Below are 17,297 nucleotides of genomic sequence, written 5' to 3' on the forward strand. Positions count from 1 at the left end.
ACTTGATGCATCAGGTTACAGTTGAATGCGGATGTCATGTAATTGTTCATCGCGCTTCACTGTCAGATTAATTTCTTTCGTATTTGATAAGGTCGCTAACACTTTAGGTAAGGCGCCAGTATCTGTTAAGTCGATGCCATTCACATTGACAGCGATATCCCCTTCTCTTAAACCAACGGAACTAAACAAAGTTCCATCGGAGCCAGGAGTTAAGCGATAACCAGTCACTTTACCGTCATTTTTGAGCATCGTTAATTGGATATACTTCATCAAGACCCGAGGATCTCGCTTAACCTGGTGACGAATATCTTCAAGTTTCGCTTGCTCAGCTTGAGTCGGCGTAGCCATTACCACTTCAGGCTTCGGTTGAGTGGGATTAAACGTCGGCTTGGTATAATCTAGGCCATCGAGCATTAATGTCTCATCACGCCCTTCATTATTAATAATGACGCGATCTGCTAAAACGGCTTTTAGTTTAACTCGAGTACCATCGATAACTTCATCAATCCCATAAGTATCTTGCGATCCTTGATGAGAGATAACCGCTAAACTTTGATGAACATCCGAGCTAGATACCACCCCAACCAAAATCAAATTTAAACGAGTCTTTGGCGCATCTACTTTTACCGTCTCACTTACGGTATTTTTACTCGGGGTATAATGGCCGAACAAGTCTGCCTTTTTCAGACCATCAATATCAATACTGGTGTCGTTTTTACTCACTACAACGTGAGCCGCAGCCCAAGTTGGAATGGCCTTACTCTCTTTAGGGACTAACCATACGGTTTTCCCTAAAATCCAAGCACAGCTGGCCAGCAAAATAATAGATAGCAAAAAGCTGCATGGCTGTTGCCAATGATTAGTTTTAAGGAACGACACCATCCCATTGATTCGAGGGGAAAACTGCCAGTTAAACTTCATCCGCTCCACGGCGTACGGTATCCTTCTAAGTGAGTTGATGACAATTGAGCCCCTAATTTCAAGGCATTATAATGCGCAACAATATAACATAGGGCAATGACACATTCATGTTGTCCGATTAATTATGCGTAGCGCTTGAAAACAGCTCTCGCTGCCGCCATTGTAACCAGCAATGAACGCAATAAAACTATATTAGAGGTAATTTGCCAACATGAGTTCCAATTCTGATGCGGTCAGGCTCGATAAATGGCTATGGGCTGCAAGATTTTACAAAACACGCTCAATTGCACGGAATATGGTCGACGGGGGCAAAGTCCACTATAATGGGCAACGCAGTAAGCCGAGTAAAATTGTCGAACTTGGGGCAACGATCACCTTAAGGCTTGGTTATGAAGAAAAAACAGTAACCATCGAAAAGATCTCGGAACAGCGACGTGGTGCTCCTGAAGCGCAAACGCTATACCAAGAGACAAGCGAAAGCATCGAGAAGCGCGAACGTAATGCACTTGCTCGCAAGCTACACGCCCATAATCCTAGTCCAGACAAACGTCCAGACAAAAAGCAACGTCGTGACATTATTAAATTTAAACACCAATAGAAAGCCGGAGTTTCCTCAATGGCAAACAACATGTTAAATCGCTACCTTTTTGAAGAATTATCAGTACGTGGCGAACTGGTACAACTGGACGAAACGTATCAGGAAATCATTTCCGGTAAGGAATACCCAGCACCAATCAAACACCTGCTTGGTGAGTTAGCGGTAGCAACATCATTACTTACAGCGACCTTAAAGTTTGAAGGCTCCATCACACTGCAGCTACAAGGTGATGGTCCAGTCTCTCTTGCTGTTATTAATGGTGATAACCAACACAAAATTCGCGGCGTCGCTCGCTGGGATGGAAACATAGCTGCAGATGCTGGCTTGCATGAACTTATGGGTAAAGGCTACTTAGTCATCACCATTGAACCAAAAGAAGGTGAGCGCTACCAAGGTGTCGTTGGCCTAGAAGGTGAAACTATGTCTGACGTGCTCGAAGGCTACTTCGCTCGCTCAGAGCAGCTGAAAACACGTATGTGGATTCGTGTTGGCGAATATGAAGGTAAACCACATGCAGCAGGCTTACTACTGCAAGTTATGCCAGATGGCACCGGTGAACCTGAAGATTTTGACCGTCTAGAACAATTAACTGACACCATTAAGAATGATGAGTTGTTTAGCCTAGATGCTCAAGAAGTGCTTTACCGTCTATATAACCAAGAGAAAGTTCAAGTATTTGAACCGAAAGATGTCACTTTCCATTGTGGATGTTCGCGTGAACGAAGTGCGGCGGCAATCATCACTGTTGACCGTAATGAAATCCAACAGATCTTAAAAGAAGAAGGTCACGTTTCTCTACACTGTGATTACTGTGGTACAACCTACTCCTTTAACGAAGATGAGGTTGCTCAGCTATACACAGACGCAAATCAACAACAAAGCAACAACTTGCATTAATTTGCGCTACCTAGTAAGTACAAGTTTTTTACTAAAAAGCCAGTTTTTCACTGGCTTTTTTTGTGATCCTACCCCATTAAACAGCATAAAATTCTACTTCACCTCTCATCACTTATTTTTTACAAAATATTAATACATTACCTATGGTGCAATCGTTTGTCTGCAATGTAGAATGGTTTAGCTTAAGGCTAGGCGGGGCTTCGCGGACAATTTGCTTTTGTTCAAATTTTGAGCAAAAACTCGGTTTTATCTCCCCGCAATTGCTAGCATGGTGAGCAAACAACAACTATTAATTATTTAAAAAACCCTACAAAATCCTAAAAAAGGAGCACCTATGACCATTATGGAACATACAAAGGCTGCGAACTTAGATCTTACCCAATACGGTATTACTGGTGTAACAGAGGTGTTACGTAACCCGAGTTACCAAGTTCTGTTTGACGAGGAAACTCGACCGGATTTGGAAGGCTACGAGAAAGGAGTTGTCACAGAGCTAGGAGCTGTGGCAGTGGATACGGGGATCTTCACCGGCCGCTCACCAAAAGATAAATTTATCGTTAAAGACGCAACGACAGAAGACACTCTATGGTGGACATCTGAGCAAGCAAAGAACGATAACAAACCCATCACTCAGACAGTTTGGAACGAGCTCAAAACATTAGTTGGTAAGCAACTATCAGGTAAACGCTTGTTCGTTGTCGATGGTTACTGTGGTGCAAATGCTGATACTCGACTTCAAGTTCGTTTTATTACTGAAGTCGCTTGGCAGGCACACTTCGTAAAAAACATGTTCATTCGCCCGTCAGATGAAGAGCTTGCCTCTTTTGAACCTGACTTTGTGGTAATGAACGGCGCTAAATGCACTAACCCAGATTGGCAAAAACAGGGCCTTAATTCAGAAAACTTCACTGTATTCAATCTTACCGAGAAAATGCAACTGATCGGTGGTACTTGGTACGGCGGAGAAATGAAAAAAGGTATGTTCGCCATGATGAACTACTTCCTGCCGTTAAAAGGCATCGCATCTATGCACTGCTCGGCTAACCGAGGACAAAATGGTGATGTTGCAGTGTTCTTTGGCCTTTCAGGTACAGGTAAAACGACGCTATCGACAGATCCTAAACGTGCATTGATCGGTGATGACGAACATGGGTGGGACGATGACGGCGTATTCAACTTTGAAGGCGGCTGCTATGCAAAAACCATCAAACTGTCTAAAGAAGCTGAACCAGATATTTATAACGCCATTCGTCGTGATGCTCTATTAGAGAATGTGACGGTTCGTAAAGATGGTTCAATTGACTTTGATGATGGCTCTAAGACAGAAAATACTCGCGTGTCTTATCCTATTTACCACATCGATAATATCGTCAAACCCATCTCTAAAGGTGGTCATGCGACAAAAGTCATCTTCTTATCTGCAGATGCATTTGGCGTATTGCCTCCTGTATCAAAGTTAACGCCAGAGCAAACTAAGTACCACTTCCTGTCTGGCTTTACTGCTAAATTGGCAGGTACTGAACGAGGTATCACTGAGCCAACACCAACTTTCTCTGCGTGTTTTGGGGCTGCATTCCTAACACTGCATCCGACTCAGTACGCAGAAGTGCTAGTGAAACGTATGCAAGCGGCTGGGGCTCAAGCATATTTGGTGAACACCGGCTGGAATGGTACGGGTAAACGTATTTCCATCAAAGATACTCGCGCTATTATTGATGCAATTTTGGATGGTTCTATTGAAGAAGCAGAAACTAAACACATTCCAATCTTCAACCTAGAAGTACCTAAAGCACTGCATGATGTGAATCCAGAAATTCTTGATCCACGTGAAACGTACGTCGACCCACTACAATGGGAAAGCAAAGCGAAAGACCTTGCAGAACGCTTTATCAATAACTTTGATAAATATACTGATAATGCAGAAGGTAAAGCATTGGTAAGTGCGGGACCTCAGCTAGATTAGTAGTCTAACGCCAACTCAGTCATACATAAGCCCTCTTCTTGAGGGCTTTTTTCGCTTTTTTTGTTGAATAGAAGAGCAATTTGCTCCACTCTGTTAGCTCTTATTTATTGGGGCGTTATTAGAACTATGAAAAAGCTACTAACCTTTGTTTTTTCTTGTTTAATCATACTGTTGCTATCTGGTGCCATTCTATTTGGCCTCATTAACACCAGCTATGTTACCCCGATAGCCCAGTGGAGTATCAATCTATTCTGGCCGAATAAAATCCAGTTTCAACGGGCAGAGTATGACTACCCTTTTCATCTACGCTTATTTGCCCCTACAGTGCAGCTTGGTTACCAGCCGATTACATTTGCACAAATGGATATTTGGCTAAACCAACACCCTTACTACGCTGGAAAATGGCATATCGACAGTATTTTACTTGATGGTGCCAATATCACTGACCGCCTTCCTAGTATTGATTGGTCTCAGACAGTCATACTCCACCAGCTTGCGATGCATAACATCAATCTGACGGAAGACGATTATCAAATTGAAGGATTGAGCCTACAAGTTAAAAATCCCCAGTGGAATATGCCGCAACAAAAGATACCGTTTGGTGAGTTGCAACTGTCTGCAAAAACTCTCAATTGGCAAGGAGAACAATTCGATCAGCTTTTGATTGATGCTGACTATAAACAGCAAGACAGTACTATTTATGGTTTCTCCTTTGCCTGGCGGAGCGGTCAGATATCTGGCCAAGCCGAGCAGTATCCAGCCGGTTGGTCGTTAGTTAATGTCACAGTAAATCATCTGGACTTATCAAAATCGGTATCCAATCAACTGCAATATAAAATTCAGTCATTACCTACCAACCTAATTAACCATATCAATAGCTTGGATGTACTAAATAGTAATATTTCTTGGCAAGGTATTGAGCTAATTAATACTGATTTATCTCTAGAAGATGTGCAGTTAGGGTCACCTTGGCCATATTCCGGAGAAGTCTCTGCTCATGCAGATACCTTGACTTGGCATGGGCTGCAATGGGTTGATCCAAACTTAGCCCTTAATTTTAGTCCACAAACAATCAGAGTTAGCGACTTTAGTGCGGGTTTTTGGCAAGGTAACATCCAACTATCTGGAGACATCTCTCCCAACGATGTACATCTTACTAATTTATCGGCTCAGGGCTTAAAATGGTACGGAGAACACCAATCTGACTGGCAAGATTTGCCCTTAACTATCCCTAATTGGCATTCATTAACAATCGACCACCTCTCGCTCGATAATCTGCAACTCATTCAATTAGCCAAACGACCTTTTTGGCAATTGACGGGGTTAAACATTGAAGGTCAGAATACGCAATTCATGCAGAATAACCAATTGGGCTTATGGAATGGTTCTCTGAAAGTATCGGCCAATAGTGCCAGTATCGGTGACACACGCACCAGTCAAGCCATCTTAGAAATGAATAGTAACGATGGTATTTGGCAGCTCTCAAGAGCATTCTTACCGTTTGAACACGGCTACCTAGACGCCAATGCCCAATGGGACTTTAAACAGCATTCAGGGCCATGGCAATTGAATATACACACAGATAGTGTCCCTATCGGTATCCTGAATCAATTTATTAATCTTCCATTTAAGTTTGAAGCCGTAGCAGACACAGATATGCAGCTTTCTGGATTGGGCGGAAGCACTGCTGTCATTCAACACACGCTTAATGGCAAGGTAAGTGCTAACTTACGTGAAGGTACTTTACTGCTAGAATATGACAATCATACCATCGCACAGCCTTTTGAACTGAATAAACTGCAATTAACAGCGGACCGTGGAAGAATCACGATCCCAGAGATAAAACCCGATGGAATAGGGTTTGATGCAACGTTTGGTGGCTCGTTTGATTTAGCAGATTCTAAAGCAGGAACTTGGACTCTCACCGATCACATTGATAACTGCCAAACCGTTAGTTTTGATATTTGGCATAACACGACGCAAGTAAATCAATGCAGAAAAAATTAATTCACGCATACAAATCACTACAAACCAGACCTAATGAGGCATTTTTTTTAGTGTTTCTTTGTAGTTAGGCATTAGCATGTAAGTACCTACAAACTCTACAGCATCCTTACCGTCACTAGAAATCATGACATTCACGACAATTCGAGCCCTACGACCAGACGCTAAGCGATCTAAATCTCCACTGATTCCATCTAACGATGTTGAGGCAATTGGAGTGGAGAAAACCGGATGTTGATAGCGAATATGACTGTCGACTAAGACAATATCACCTTTTAACCCCCGTTCCTTCATCAGCAACCAAGCCATGCCCCAACCGGTTAATGTTGCCATGGTAAATGCGGAGCCGGCAAACATTGTATTGTGTGGGTTTAGATTCGGATTTAAGGGCGCACTGCATTGAAATTGGTAGCCTGTATATTCAAGAATTTTTATCCCCATCTTCTCGCTAATAGGAATATTGTCTTCCCAACGCTGCTGAAGCTCAGCACACCATTCAGGCTTACGCAAAACATTGGCCATAGCGTCTATTGTTTTCACCATTTGCTGATGACGAACAGGGCCTCGTTCATGGCTTAACTCACCACGACACTCAAATCCATTACTTTCATAAAAGCTGACAGCGTCTTCACGGGCGCGACACACCAGTCGTTTTACCCCTTCTTGGCGCGCTAATGACTCAAGAGCGACCAATAACAACGACCCCATCCCTTTATCGCGGCGATTGGCTTTCACTGCCATATAGCGAATTTGGCCTTCACAATCTGGTGTTATATATAAACGGCCTATTGCGATAGGTCTTCCTCGCCCATCAACAATCATTCTATGGTGGCTCATACCATCATATTCGTCTTTTTCAGACCCTTGTGGCATCTGCCAAGGTTCACGCAACATCTGCCAACGAAAATGAAAATACTTATTGAGCTGATTTTCCGTTTTCGGCGTAATAAGTTTAAACATAAAAAGCCACCCTACTGGCAGTCATCTCAGTGGTAAAAATTGGGTATTATCGTTTTTGTAGTACCCAGTTGAGTATTAATACAGGACTATAACAATTCCGTCCATTATACCTGTAACCAGAACGTGACCGGTCCATCATTGATAAGTGAAACTTTCATATCCGCAGCAAAACGGCCACGCTGGGTCGGTAATACCTTGCTGCACAACTCACTGAAGTGTTCATATAATCGTCGAGCCTCATCAGGGTGTGCACCTTTAGAGAACCCAGCTCGCGTTCCTTTGCGAGTATCTGCAGGCAATGTGAATTGAGAGACCACTAGCACACTCCCTCCCACATCTTTAACACTGAGGTTCATTTTACCCTGTTCATCTTCGAAAACACGGTAGGTGGTAACTCGCTCCATTAATCGCTGTGCTTTTGCTTCATCATCTTCCTTTTCGACTCCCAGCAATACCAATAATCCTTGCTGAATTTCACCAACCACTTCCCCTTCAACGCGAACCGCAGCTTCACTCACTCGTTGAATTAATGCTATCACTTACTTTTCCTTCTGATTTTTCGTCTAAATATTGATTATCATGATCAGGCTCTTGCCAATGCTCACGTTCACCCAATGAAGCGGTAATTTCAGCGCCCACCAGCACAATAACCCAGCATAAATACACCCAAACAAACAGAATGGGAATAGCAGCTAATGCCCCGTAAATTAATTGATAGGAAGGAAATTGAGTAATGTATATGGCAAATCCTTTTTTGCTTAGCTCAAACAGTAAAGCAGCAGCAATAGCACCAGTAAATGCATGATGCAGGCGTACCTTTTTATTCGGAACTAACAAGTACAGTACCACGAATGCGAGAAAAGAGAGAATAACCGGTAGCCAGCGCAAGAATAAATTATAGGCTCCCGTTAACGTTTCATTTTCTAGCAGCTTGAGAGATGTTACGTAGGAACTCAAAGCAATACTTGCACCAATTAAGAGCGGTCCTAAAGTCAAAAACATCCAATACATAGAAAAAGAAAAAACCATCCGCCGTTTGTGTTTTACTCGCCAAATGAAGTTGAGGCTACGATCAACATTAGATATCAGCATCAAAGCAGCAACAAACAAGAACATACTGCCAAAAATGGTCATTTTTCCTGTATTAGCCACAAACTGTTTAAGAGCGACACTTACTGCATCTCCAGCAGTGGGAACAAAGTGCGTAATAACAAAATCTTGTATCACATCTCCTACATTTTCAAACACAGTAAAAGAGGACAAAATCGATACTAATACCGTTAACATGGGCACAATTGAAATGAGCGTGATATAAGCAAGATACCCGGCCGTAACATTGATTCTGTCATGACTCATCCGCTCACCTAAATAGCGAAAGTATCGCAGAGATTGGGGAAGAAGATACTGGTAGGAACGCATAGCACCCTTATATTAATAACTTATCATTAGTCTCATTCTAATAGAAACTAAGGCGAGATGTGGAGAGAGTTTCCAATGTCGAGCACTTGGTTCACATTGAACGTTAGGCTCAATAAAGACAAACAGCCCAAAACCAGCAGGCACAAAAAAGCCCCCGTTAAACGGAGGCTTTTGGATTAGATTCGCTGACTAATTCAGAGAACGATTCGATTACTTACCGCTACGATAAGCGCGTTTACGGTCGTTTTCTGTTAGGAACTTCTTACGAATACGGATGCTTTCAGGTGTTACTTCAACCAATTCATCGTCATCGATAAACTCAAGAGCTTGCTCTAGAGTGTATTTGATTGCAGGTGTTAGAACCTGAGCTTCATCAGTACCAGATGCACGAACGTTGGTTAGCTGTTTACCTTTCAGACAGTTAACTGTTAGGTCGTTTGAACGGCTGTGGATACCCACAATTTGACCTTCGTACACTTCATCACCGTGCTCAGCAAATAGACGACCACGCTCTTGAAGGTTAAATAGAGCGTAAGTTAACGCTTTACCTGTTGCGTTCGAGATTAATACGCCGTTCTTACGTTGACCGATATCACCACCTTTGTGAGCACCATAGTGATCAAAAGTATGATATAGCAAACCAGAACCTGAAGTCAGAGTCATGAACTCAGTTTGGAAACCGATTAAACCACGCGAAGGCATTACGAAGTCTAGACGAACGCGGCCTTTACCATCTGGAGACATGTCTTTCAGTTCACCTTTACGAAGACCGATGCTTTCCATGATGCCACCTTGGTGCTCATCTAATACATCGATAGTCACAGTTTCAAACGGTTCCATCAACTGGCCGTCAACTGTTTTCAAGATAACTTCAGGACGAGATACTGCTAGTTCAAAACCTTCACGACGCATGTTTTCGATCAGGATTGATAGGTGAAGTTCACCACGACCAGAAACGCGGAAACGGTCTGGATCATCAGTTTGTTCAACACGCAACGCTACGTTATGAACTAATTCTTTTTCTAGACGTTCAAGAATGTTACGTGAAGTTACGAACTTACCTTCTTTACCAGCAAACGGTGAAGTGTTTACTTGGAAAGTCATTGTTACTGTTGGTTCATCAACAGTCAGTTCAGGTAGCGCTTCAACGGTGTTTACATCACAGATCGTATCAGAGATTTTTAGTTCACCAAGACCAGTGATGGCAACGATGTCACCCGCTGTTGCTTGTTCATCTTCAAAACGTTGCAAGCCTAGGTAACCAAGAACAGTACCAACTTTACCGTTACGTTTGCTGCCATCTGCAGAAACAATAGTAACTTGTTGGTTAGGTTTTACTGTACCGCGAGTTACACGACCAACACCGATAACGCCAACGTACGCGCTATAATCAAGCTGAGAGACCTGCATTTGTAGTGCGCCGTTAGGATCGACGTCTGGTGCAGAAACAACGTCAACGATAGTTTGGAACAATGGTTCCATGTTCTCGCCAGTCACGCCTTCTTCTGTGCTTGCCCAACCGTTTAGTGCTGATGCATATACCACTTGGAAATCAAGCTGTTCGTCAGTTGCACCAAGATTGTCAAATAGATCGAACACTTGGTCCATAACCCAATCAGGGCGCGCACCAGGACGGTCAATTTTGTTGATTACAACGATTGGTTTCAAACCGTGGTCGAACGCTTTTTGCGTTACAAAACGAGTTTGAGGCATCGGACCATCAACGGCATCAACGATAAGAAGAACAGAGTCTACCATTGACATAATGCGTTCAACTTCACCACCGAAGTCTGCGTGTCCAGGAGTGTCAACGATATTGATACGGTAGTCATTCCAATTGATAGCAGTATTTTTCGCTAGGATTGTAATGCCACGCTCTTTTTCGATGTCATTCGAGTCCATGACACGCTCTTCAACTTCACCGCGAGACTCTAACGTGCCTGACTGTTGTAGTAGCTTGTCAACAAGAGTGGTTTTACCGTGGTCAACGTGAGCGATGATCGCGATGTTTCTTAGTTTTTCAATTTGTGGAGTAGCCATGGATTTTGCTTCACTTAATTACACAAATGACCCTTTACGACACCATGCCGTAATCGAGGTCAGAGCTTGGTTAAAAAAACGGCCATAATGTACCAGATTTTAGCGAAAAACCTAGGAATATGTGATCTATTACCGTTATTTTTCTTATTTAGTCCTCAAAATAAGAACCTTTCCCAACTTGATGTAAAACAAATTCACCGCTTTATCAGTCAATTGTCGATTGACATACGAACAAGATATAGGCTGAATAGTACCTCAATTGGTTAAAATTGGTGCACAGCAATCGCACACCGCACCATATGAGTGCAAGTTGGGATCATTTTAGTGCAATTGATAGCACCAAAACGAGACACCATCTGACTAAAGCATTGAAAATCAAGGACTTAATTTTCTGGCACGGATCTAGCTTTTAGCTGAATATCATCGATTTTCAAATGGGCAAGGCAAATTTCATAGCCATTCTCATATAGATTCGAGCCCCAACCGCTATTTTAACACTGGAGGTTATCCAAGATGTCAGTAGAAAATGTTCTATCGCTGATCCAAGAAAACGAAGTAAAGTTTGTTGACTTACGCTTCACCGATACGAAAGGTAAAGAACAACACGTATCTATCCCAGCTCATCAAGTCGACGCAGACTTCTTCGAAGAAGGAAAAATGTTCGATGGTTCTTCAGTTGCTGGCTGGAAAGGTATTAACGAATCAGACATGGTTATGATGCCAGATGCATCATCAGCTGTGCTTGACCCATTCACAGAAGACGCAACAGTAAACATTCGTTGTGACATTCTAGAACCTGCAACAATGCAAGGTTACGATCGCGACCCTCGTTCAATTGCAAAACGCGCTGAAGAGTACATGCGTTCAACTGGTATTGCAGATACTGTTCTTGTAGGTCCAGAACCAGAATTCTTCCTATTTGACGACGTTCGTTTCTCTTCTGACATGTCAGGTTCTTTCTACAAAATCGATGACATCGAAGCTGTATGGAACACTGGTACTGAATACGAAGATGGTAACAAAGGTCACCGTCCAGGCGTTAAAGGTGGTTACTTCCCAGTAGCACCAGTTGACTCTTCACAAGACATCCGTTCTGCTATGTGTCTAATCATGGAAGAAATGGGTCTTGTTGTTGAAGCTCACCACCACGAAGTAGCAACTGCTGGTCAAAACGAAATCGCAACTCGTTTCAACACAATGACTACAAAAGCTGACGAAATCCAAATCTACAAATACGTTGTTCACAACGTTGCTCACGCATTTGGTAAAACAGCGACATTCATGCCTAAACCACTAGTTGGTGACAACGGTTCTGGTATGCACGTTCACCAATCTCTTGCAAAAGACGGTGTGAACCTATTTGCTGGTGATAAGTACGGCGGTCTTTCTGAAACAGCACTTTACTACATCGGTGGTGTTATCAAACACGCGCGTGCAATCAACGCATTTGCTAACGCATCAACTAACTCATACAAACGTCTTGTACCAGGCTTTGAAGCGCCAGTTATGCTTGCTTACTCAGCACGTAACCGTTCTGCTTCTATCCGTATCCCAGTGGTACCAAGCCCTAAAGCACGTCGTATCGAAGTTCGTTTCCCAGATCCAACAGCTAACCCATACCTAGCATTCTCTGCATTGCTAATGGCTGGTCTTGACGGTATCAAGAACAAGATTCACCCTGGGGATGCAATGGATAAAGACTTGTACGATCTACCTGCAGAAGAAGCAGCAGAAATCCCACAAGTTGCAGAAAGCTTTGAAATCGCACTTAAAGCTCTTGATGCAGACCGTGAATTCTTAACTGCTGGCGGTGTATTCTCTGACGACTTCATTGATTCTTACATCAACTTGAAATCAGAAGATGTTACTAAAGTTCGCATGACAACTTCTCCAGTAGAATTCGAACTATACTACTCTGTATAATCGTCTCGTCTTATCAAAGACTTCAAAGACCTGCCCTTGGGCAGGTCTTTCTTTTTCTAAATCATATTTTCTCATTTCTTCTACACGATAGTGCAATAAGCACCAAAACGGTGTGTTCTGTGCCATTTGTGTCAATAAATACCTATCGAGCAGATTAAACTGGTGGAAGCGGCAAGCTTATTGCATTGTTACTCTTCGTTATGGTGCATTTGCTTACTGCAAAACACAAAAAAGCCCAGTTTGTGCGCATACGCATTCTCTCTCGGGGCGTTATTAGCCTAATGACTAATTTTTCTGCGACATAACAGATGCTACAATGCACAATATTAGTGCAATGCATCATTTCGGAACATGGGTAAAGGAAAATACTGTGGACGCTGAATTAAGCCAAACCATTATAGATAATATAGTGACTGCCACTTTGATGCTGGATGAATCATTGTGTGTTCGTTACGCCAACCCATCTGCTGAGCAATTATTTTCACAGAGTGCTAAACGAATTATTAACCAACCTATCTCAAAGCTAATCCAACACGCTTCCATGGATTTAGCATTACTATCTCAGCCCCTTCAAAGTGGCCAGAGCATTACCGATAGTGATGTGACATTTGTCGTCGATGGTAAACCTCTAATGTTAGAGGTAACTGTTAGCCCATTGTCTTGGAAAAAAGAACTCATGCTGCTTGTTGAGATGCGCAAGATAGGTCAACAACGCCGTTTAACACAAGAACTAAACCAACACGCTCAACAACAAGCTGCAAAGTTGTTAGTGCGAGGGTTGGCTCATGAAATAAAAAACCCGCTTGGTGGACTAAGGGGCGCTGCGCAGCTTCTGGAAAGAATGCTACCGGATCAAAGTCTCACTGAATACACACAGATTATCATCGAGCAGGCAGATAGATTACGAGCGCTTGTGGACCGCCTTCTTGGCCCACAAAAGCCTGGAAAAAAGAAATCAGAGAACTTACATCAAATCTTGGAGAAAGTACGTCAACTTGTCGAGCTGGAAGCGAACGCCGATTTGATTATAGAAAGAGATTACGATCCAAGTCTTCCTGATATCTTAATGGACACTGATCAAATTGAGCAGGCGCTACTCAACATAGTAAGTAATGCAGCGCAAATATTAGCGCATCAACCGCATGGCATTATTACATTAAGAACTCGTACCGTACATCAAGCCAATATTCATGGCCAACGGCATAAGTTGGTCGCTCGTATAGAAATCATTGATAACGGACCTGGTATACCAACTGAATTACAAGATACTCTGTTTTATCCCATGGTAAGCGGCAGAGACGGAGGTTCTGGACTTGGATTATCCATTTCCCAAAACCTCATAGATCAGCACAACGGAAAAATTGATGTGGAAAGTTGGCCTGGAAGAACCACGTTTACCATTTATTTACCGATTCAATGAACGTGATCGGTTTGATATTAAGGAATTAAATTATGAGTAAAGGATACGTATGGGTTGTAGACGACGACAGCTCAATTCGTTGGGTCATGGAAAAAACCCTTTCTTCTGCGAATATCAAGTGTGAAACGTTCTCAGATGCGGAAAGTGTCTTAATGGCTCTAGAACGAGAGACTCCAGATGTTCTCGTTTCAGACATCCGTATGCCGGGTATCGATGGGCTTGAACTCCTTAACCAAGTACATTCCCGCTCACCTGAGCTACCTATCATTATCATGACAGCTCACTCAGACCTAGATGCTGCAGTTAATGCTTATCAACAAGGCGCTTTCGAATATCTGCCTAAACCTTTTGACGTTGATGAAACGCTAACGCTAGTTGAGCGCGCAATTTCCCATGGGCAAGAACAACGCAAAGAACACTCACAGCATTTAGCTTATAAAGATGACGCACCAGAAATCATTGGTGAAGCACCAGCGATGCAAGAGGTGTTTCGTGCGATCGGTCGTTTGTCACGTTCATCCATATCTGTACTTATTAATGGCGAATCCGGGACTGGTAAAGAGCTAGTCGCACATGCCTTACATCGCCATAGCCCAAGAGCACAAAAGCCATTTATTGCTTTGAATATGGCAGCGATTCCTAAAGACTTGATCGAATCAGAATTATTTGGTCATGAAAAAGGGGCGTTTACCGGTGCAAATAATGTCCGCCAAGGCCGTTTTGAGCAAGCGAACGGTGGCACACTGTTTCTTGATGAAATAGGAGATATGCCCCTAGATATTCAAACACGCTTATTACGTGTCCTTGCGGATGGTCAGTTCTATCGTGTTGGGGGGCATTCTGCAATTAAAGTAGATGTTCGTATTGTGGCCGCAACCCACCAGAATTTGGAAAAGTTGGTTCACCAAGGAAAATTCCGTGAGGATTTATTCCATCGATTGAACGTAATTCGTATTCAAATTCCTGCACTGCGAGAACGGCGCCAAGATATAGAAAAATTAGCTAAACACTTTTTGGCTATGGCTGCCGATGAACTCGGTGTTGAGATGAAAACACTGCAGCCTAAGACGTTAGAGATTCTAACTCGCTTAGACTGGCCAGGAAACGTGCGTCAGCTTGAAAACATGTGTCGCTGGCTTACAGTGATGGCAACAGGTTCTGAGGTTTTACCTAGTGATTTACCATCTGAATTACTTTCTGAAAAGAAAAACGTCGATTTTGAAGGTGATAACACATGGCAAAAACAGCTAGAAGCCTGGGCGAAATCAGCGCTAGCCTCAGGTGAAACTGACATTCTTTCTTATGCTTTACCCGAGTTTGAACGTATTCTACTTGAAGCAGCCTTAAACCATACCAACGGTCATAAACAAGATGCTGCCAAAGTTCTGGGTTGGGGTCGTAATACTCTAACTCGCAAACTAAAAGAACTTTACTGATCAATGGGCTGTCTACCAATAACTGGTAGACAGCTTATCTATCCAAGCATACTTTATAACTATCTAATTGTTATTCTTAATATAAAGTCGTCACAATCCTCATTTTCATAAATCCTCGTTATAGATATTTTTGCAAACAAGGCTGACATCTAATCGTTAGGTTTTTATACTTAGCCAAAATATCGACCAGGATACTCAAATAATGATTAATAAAGATCTCCCTCTTACGGATATTCACCGCCACTTAGATGGAAATATTCGTACCAGCACGATCCTAGAACTTGGCCAACAATTTGGTATTCAATTACCTGCTTCTGATATTGCAGGACTGACACCACACGTACAAGTCGTAGAAACAGAACCGTCACTGGTCGCCTTTTTATCCAAATTAGATTGGGGGGTTGCTGTACTCGGGGATTTAGACGCCTGTCGTCGAATTGCGTATGAGAATGTCGAAGATGCGCTTAATGCTCAAATAGACTACGCCGAGTTACGTTTTTCACCCTACTACATGGCAATGAAACACAAGTTACCAATTGAAGGGGTTGTTGCTGCAGTTATTGATGGCGTTAAAGCAGGTCAGCGCGACTTTGGTATTAAATGTAACCTCATTGGTATCTTAAGTCGTACATTTGGTACCGAGGCATGTCAGCAAGAATTAGATGGTTTGCTTGCTCATCGAGACCAATTAGTTGCTATTGACCTAGCAGGTGATGAACTAGGGCAGCCCGGAGAGCTATTCGTAAAACACTTCAAGCAAGTCAAAGATGCTGGATTAGCTGTAACTGTTCACGCTGGAGAAGCTGCTGGCCCTGAAAGTATGTGGCAGGCAATCAATGATCTTGGAGCAGTGCGTATTGGTCACGGAGTTAAGGCGATAGAAGATCCGCGTCTAATGGATTTTCTAGCTGAACATAAAATTGGTATTGAATCTTGCTTAACCTCCAACATTCAAACGAGTACCGTTGTAAGCCTCGCAGAACACCCTGTTAAAGCATTTCTCGACCACGGCATACTTGCTTGTCTAAATACTGATGATCCAGCCGTAGAGGGCATAGAGCTTCCTCATGAATATGAATTTGCAGCCCCCCAAGCTGGATTAACAGATTCTCAAATTCGTCAGGCACAAATCAACGGCCTTGAGCTTTCTTTCTTATCCGAAAGCGAAAAGAACGCTCTTAAAGCGATAGCAGTAAAACGTATTTAACTTTGATACATCACGAAGAAGCCGCATTAGCGGCTTTTTCTTTACCTATTTCAACTCAACCGAGATTTGTCCCAAATAACCAAAACAAAAAAGCCCCGAACTTTCGTTCAGGGCTTCAAAACTCAGTGCGGACCGGCCGGGGTTGCGGGCAACCGGGATTCGTCCCACGGCAATGCTAACCAGCAACACGCTCAGTTCCAAATAGCCAAAACAAAAAAGCCTCAATCTTTCGATTGAGGCTTCAAAACTAAGTGGCGGAACGGACGGGATTCGAACCCGCGACCCCCGGCGTGACAGGCCGGTATTCTAACCAGCTGAACTACCGCTCCGCGAAACTGGTTTTTACCGTAAAGTGTCTAACACTCTACCGTTTAAATTAAAGCCTGGCGATGACCTACTCTCACATGGGGAAGCCCCACACTACCATCGGCGCGATTTCGTTTCACTTCTGAGTTCGGCATGGGATCAGGTGGGTCCAAAATGCTATGGTCGCCAAGCAAATTCTTTGT

13 protein-coding genes, 1 tRNA gene and 1 rRNA gene are annotated in these 17,297 nt (G+C 43.0%); 8 read left to right on the plus strand and 7 right to left on the minus strand.

All coding sequences use genetic code 11. From position 1 onward, the window contains the following. Positions 1-15 precede the first annotated feature (15 nt). Positions 16-921: a type II secretion system protein GspC gene (gene gspC, locus I1A42_RS15425; protein ID WP_196123975.1), complete on the minus strand. Its 906-nt coding sequence runs from the start codon at positions 919-921 to the stop codon at positions 16-18. A gap of 211 nt (positions 922-1,132) precedes the next feature. On the opposite strand from gspC, the gene hslR reads away from it, so the two are divergent. The 4 genes from hslR (at position 1,133) to I1A42_RS15445 (ending at position 6,386) form a co-directional block, all read left to right on the plus strand. Beyond that, a complete protein-coding gene (hslR, locus tag I1A42_RS15430; RefSeq protein ID WP_161157251.1) occupies positions 1,133-1,519 on the plus strand; it encodes a ribosome-associated heat shock protein Hsp15 in 387 nt (128 codons plus the stop codon). Positions 1,520-1,537: 18 nt separating this feature from the next. Continuing rightward, complete coding sequence (gene hslO, locus I1A42_RS15435; RefSeq protein ID WP_161157252.1) at positions 1,538-2,416, plus strand: Hsp33 family molecular chaperone HslO; 879 nt, start codon at positions 1,538-1,540, stop codon at positions 2,414-2,416. A 334-nt stretch (positions 2,417-2,750) separates the two neighbouring features. Further along, the gene (pckA, locus tag I1A42_RS15440) at positions 2,751-4,379 is read left to right on the plus strand and encodes a phosphoenolpyruvate carboxykinase (ATP) (RefSeq protein ID WP_161157253.1); all 1,629 of its coding nucleotides are present in this window, start codon (positions 2,751-2,753) and stop codon (positions 4,377-4,379) included. A 126-nt stretch (positions 4,380-4,505) separates the two neighbouring features. Continuing rightward, complete coding sequence (locus tag I1A42_RS15445) at positions 4,506-6,386, plus strand: AsmA family protein (protein WP_196123976.1); 1,881 nt, start codon at positions 4,506-4,508, stop codon at positions 6,384-6,386. A gap of 30 nt (positions 6,387-6,416) precedes the next feature. Here the strand turns inward: I1A42_RS15445 and I1A42_RS15450 are convergent, their stop codons facing one another. The 4 genes from I1A42_RS15450 to typA all read right to left on the minus strand — a co-directional run bounded on the left by I1A42_RS15450 (position 6,417) and on the right by typA (position 10,802). After that, positions 6,417-7,343 carry a bifunctional GNAT family N-acetyltransferase/hotdog fold thioesterase gene (locus I1A42_RS15450; protein WP_196123977.1) on the minus strand — a complete coding sequence of 309 codons (927 nt, stop codon included), beginning with the start codon at positions 7,341-7,343 and terminating at the stop codon, positions 6,417-6,419. A 104-nt stretch (positions 7,344-7,447) separates the two neighbouring features. Further along, complete coding sequence (dtd, locus tag I1A42_RS15455; protein ID WP_161157256.1) at positions 7,448-7,882, minus strand: D-aminoacyl-tRNA deacylase; 435 nt, start codon at positions 7,880-7,882, stop codon at positions 7,448-7,450. Beyond that, positions 7,854-8,762, minus strand: coding sequence for a virulence factor BrkB family protein (locus I1A42_RS15460; RefSeq protein WP_161157257.1), 909 nt, complete (start codon positions 8,760-8,762; stop codon positions 7,854-7,856). The genes dtd and I1A42_RS15460 overlap by 29 nt, the downstream gene beginning before the upstream one ends. A 210-nt stretch (positions 8,763-8,972) precedes the next feature. After that, positions 8,973-10,802: a translational GTPase TypA gene (gene typA / locus I1A42_RS15465; RefSeq protein WP_161157258.1), complete on the minus strand. Its 1,830-nt coding sequence runs from the start codon at positions 10,800-10,802 to the stop codon at positions 8,973-8,975. Between the two features lie 513 nt (positions 10,803-11,315). Between typA and glnA the strand changes: the two genes are divergently transcribed. From glnA to add, 4 genes are all read left to right on the plus strand, one after another. Further along, positions 11,316-12,725, plus strand: a complete 1,410-nt coding sequence (gene glnA, locus I1A42_RS15470) for a glutamate--ammonia ligase (protein ID WP_196123978.1) — start codon at positions 11,316-11,318, stop codon at positions 12,723-12,725. Positions 12,726-13,095: 370 nt separating this feature from the next. After that, positions 13,096-14,145 (plus strand): nitrogen regulation protein NR(II), encoded by a 1,050-nt coding sequence (glnL, locus tag I1A42_RS15475; protein ID WP_161157260.1) that lies wholly within the window; start codon positions 13,096-13,098, stop codon positions 14,143-14,145. A gap of 32 nt (positions 14,146-14,177) precedes the next feature. After that, complete coding sequence (gene glnG, locus I1A42_RS15480) at positions 14,178-15,581, plus strand: nitrogen regulation protein NR(I) (protein ID WP_161157261.1); 1,404 nt, start codon at positions 14,178-14,180, stop codon at positions 15,579-15,581. 202 nt (positions 15,582-15,783) lie between these two features. Continuing rightward, positions 15,784-16,788, plus strand: coding sequence for an adenosine deaminase (gene add, locus I1A42_RS15485; RefSeq protein ID WP_196123979.1), 1,005 nt, complete (start codon positions 15,784-15,786; stop codon positions 16,786-16,788). Between the two features lie 252 nt (positions 16,789-17,040). On the opposite strand, the gene I1A42_RS15490 is transcribed toward add, so the two are convergent. Both I1A42_RS15490 and rrf read right to left on the minus strand, forming a co-directional pair. Further along, positions 17,041-17,117, minus strand: a tRNA-Asp gene (locus tag I1A42_RS15490). 52 nt (positions 17,118-17,169) lie between these two features. Beyond that, positions 17,170-17,285, minus strand: a 5S ribosomal RNA gene (gene rrf / locus I1A42_RS15495). Positions 17,286-17,297 lie beyond the last annotated feature (12 nt).

It is taken from the genome of Vibrio nitrifigilis, from assembly GCF_015686695.1.
Lineage (GTDB): Bacteria > Pseudomonadota > Gammaproteobacteria > Enterobacterales > Vibrionaceae > Vibrio > Vibrio nitrifigilis.

Excerpts from the sequence above, each read along its gene's own strand:
- gspC (WP_196123975.1), bottom strand. The coding sequence starts at position 921 with ATGAAGTTTAACTGGCAGTTTTCCCCTCGAATCAATGGGATGGTGTCG.
- hslR (WP_161157251.1), top strand. The coding sequence starts at position 1,133 with ATGAGTTCCAATTCTGATGCGGTCAGGCTCGATAAATGGCTATGGGCT.
- hslO (WP_161157252.1), top strand. The coding sequence starts at position 1,538 with ATGGCAAACAACATGTTAAATCGCTACCTTTTTGAAGAATTATCAGTA.
- pckA (WP_161157253.1), top strand. The coding sequence starts at position 2,751 with ATGACCATTATGGAACATACAAAGGCTGCGAACTTAGATCTTACCCAA.
- I1A42_RS15445 (WP_196123976.1), top strand. The coding sequence starts at position 4,506 with ATGAAAAAGCTACTAACCTTTGTTTTTTCTTGTTTAATCATACTGTTG.
- I1A42_RS15450 (WP_196123977.1), bottom strand. The coding sequence starts at position 7,343 with ATGTTTAAACTTATTACGCCGAAAACGGAAAATCAGCTCAATAAGTAT.
- I1A42_RS15460 (WP_161157257.1), bottom strand. The coding sequence starts at position 8,762 with ATGCGTTCCTACCAGTATCTTCTTCCCCAATCTCTGCGATACTTTCGC.
- typA (WP_161157258.1), bottom strand. The coding sequence starts at position 10,802 with ATGGCTACTCCACAAATTGAAAAACTAAGAAACATCGCGATCATCGCT.
- glnA (WP_196123978.1), top strand. The coding sequence starts at position 11,316 with ATGTCAGTAGAAAATGTTCTATCGCTGATCCAAGAAAACGAAGTAAAG.
- glnG (WP_161157261.1), top strand. The coding sequence starts at position 14,178 with ATGAGTAAAGGATACGTATGGGTTGTAGACGACGACAGCTCAATTCGT.
- add (WP_196123979.1), top strand. The coding sequence starts at position 15,784 with ATGATTAATAAAGATCTCCCTCTTACGGATATTCACCGCCACTTAGAT.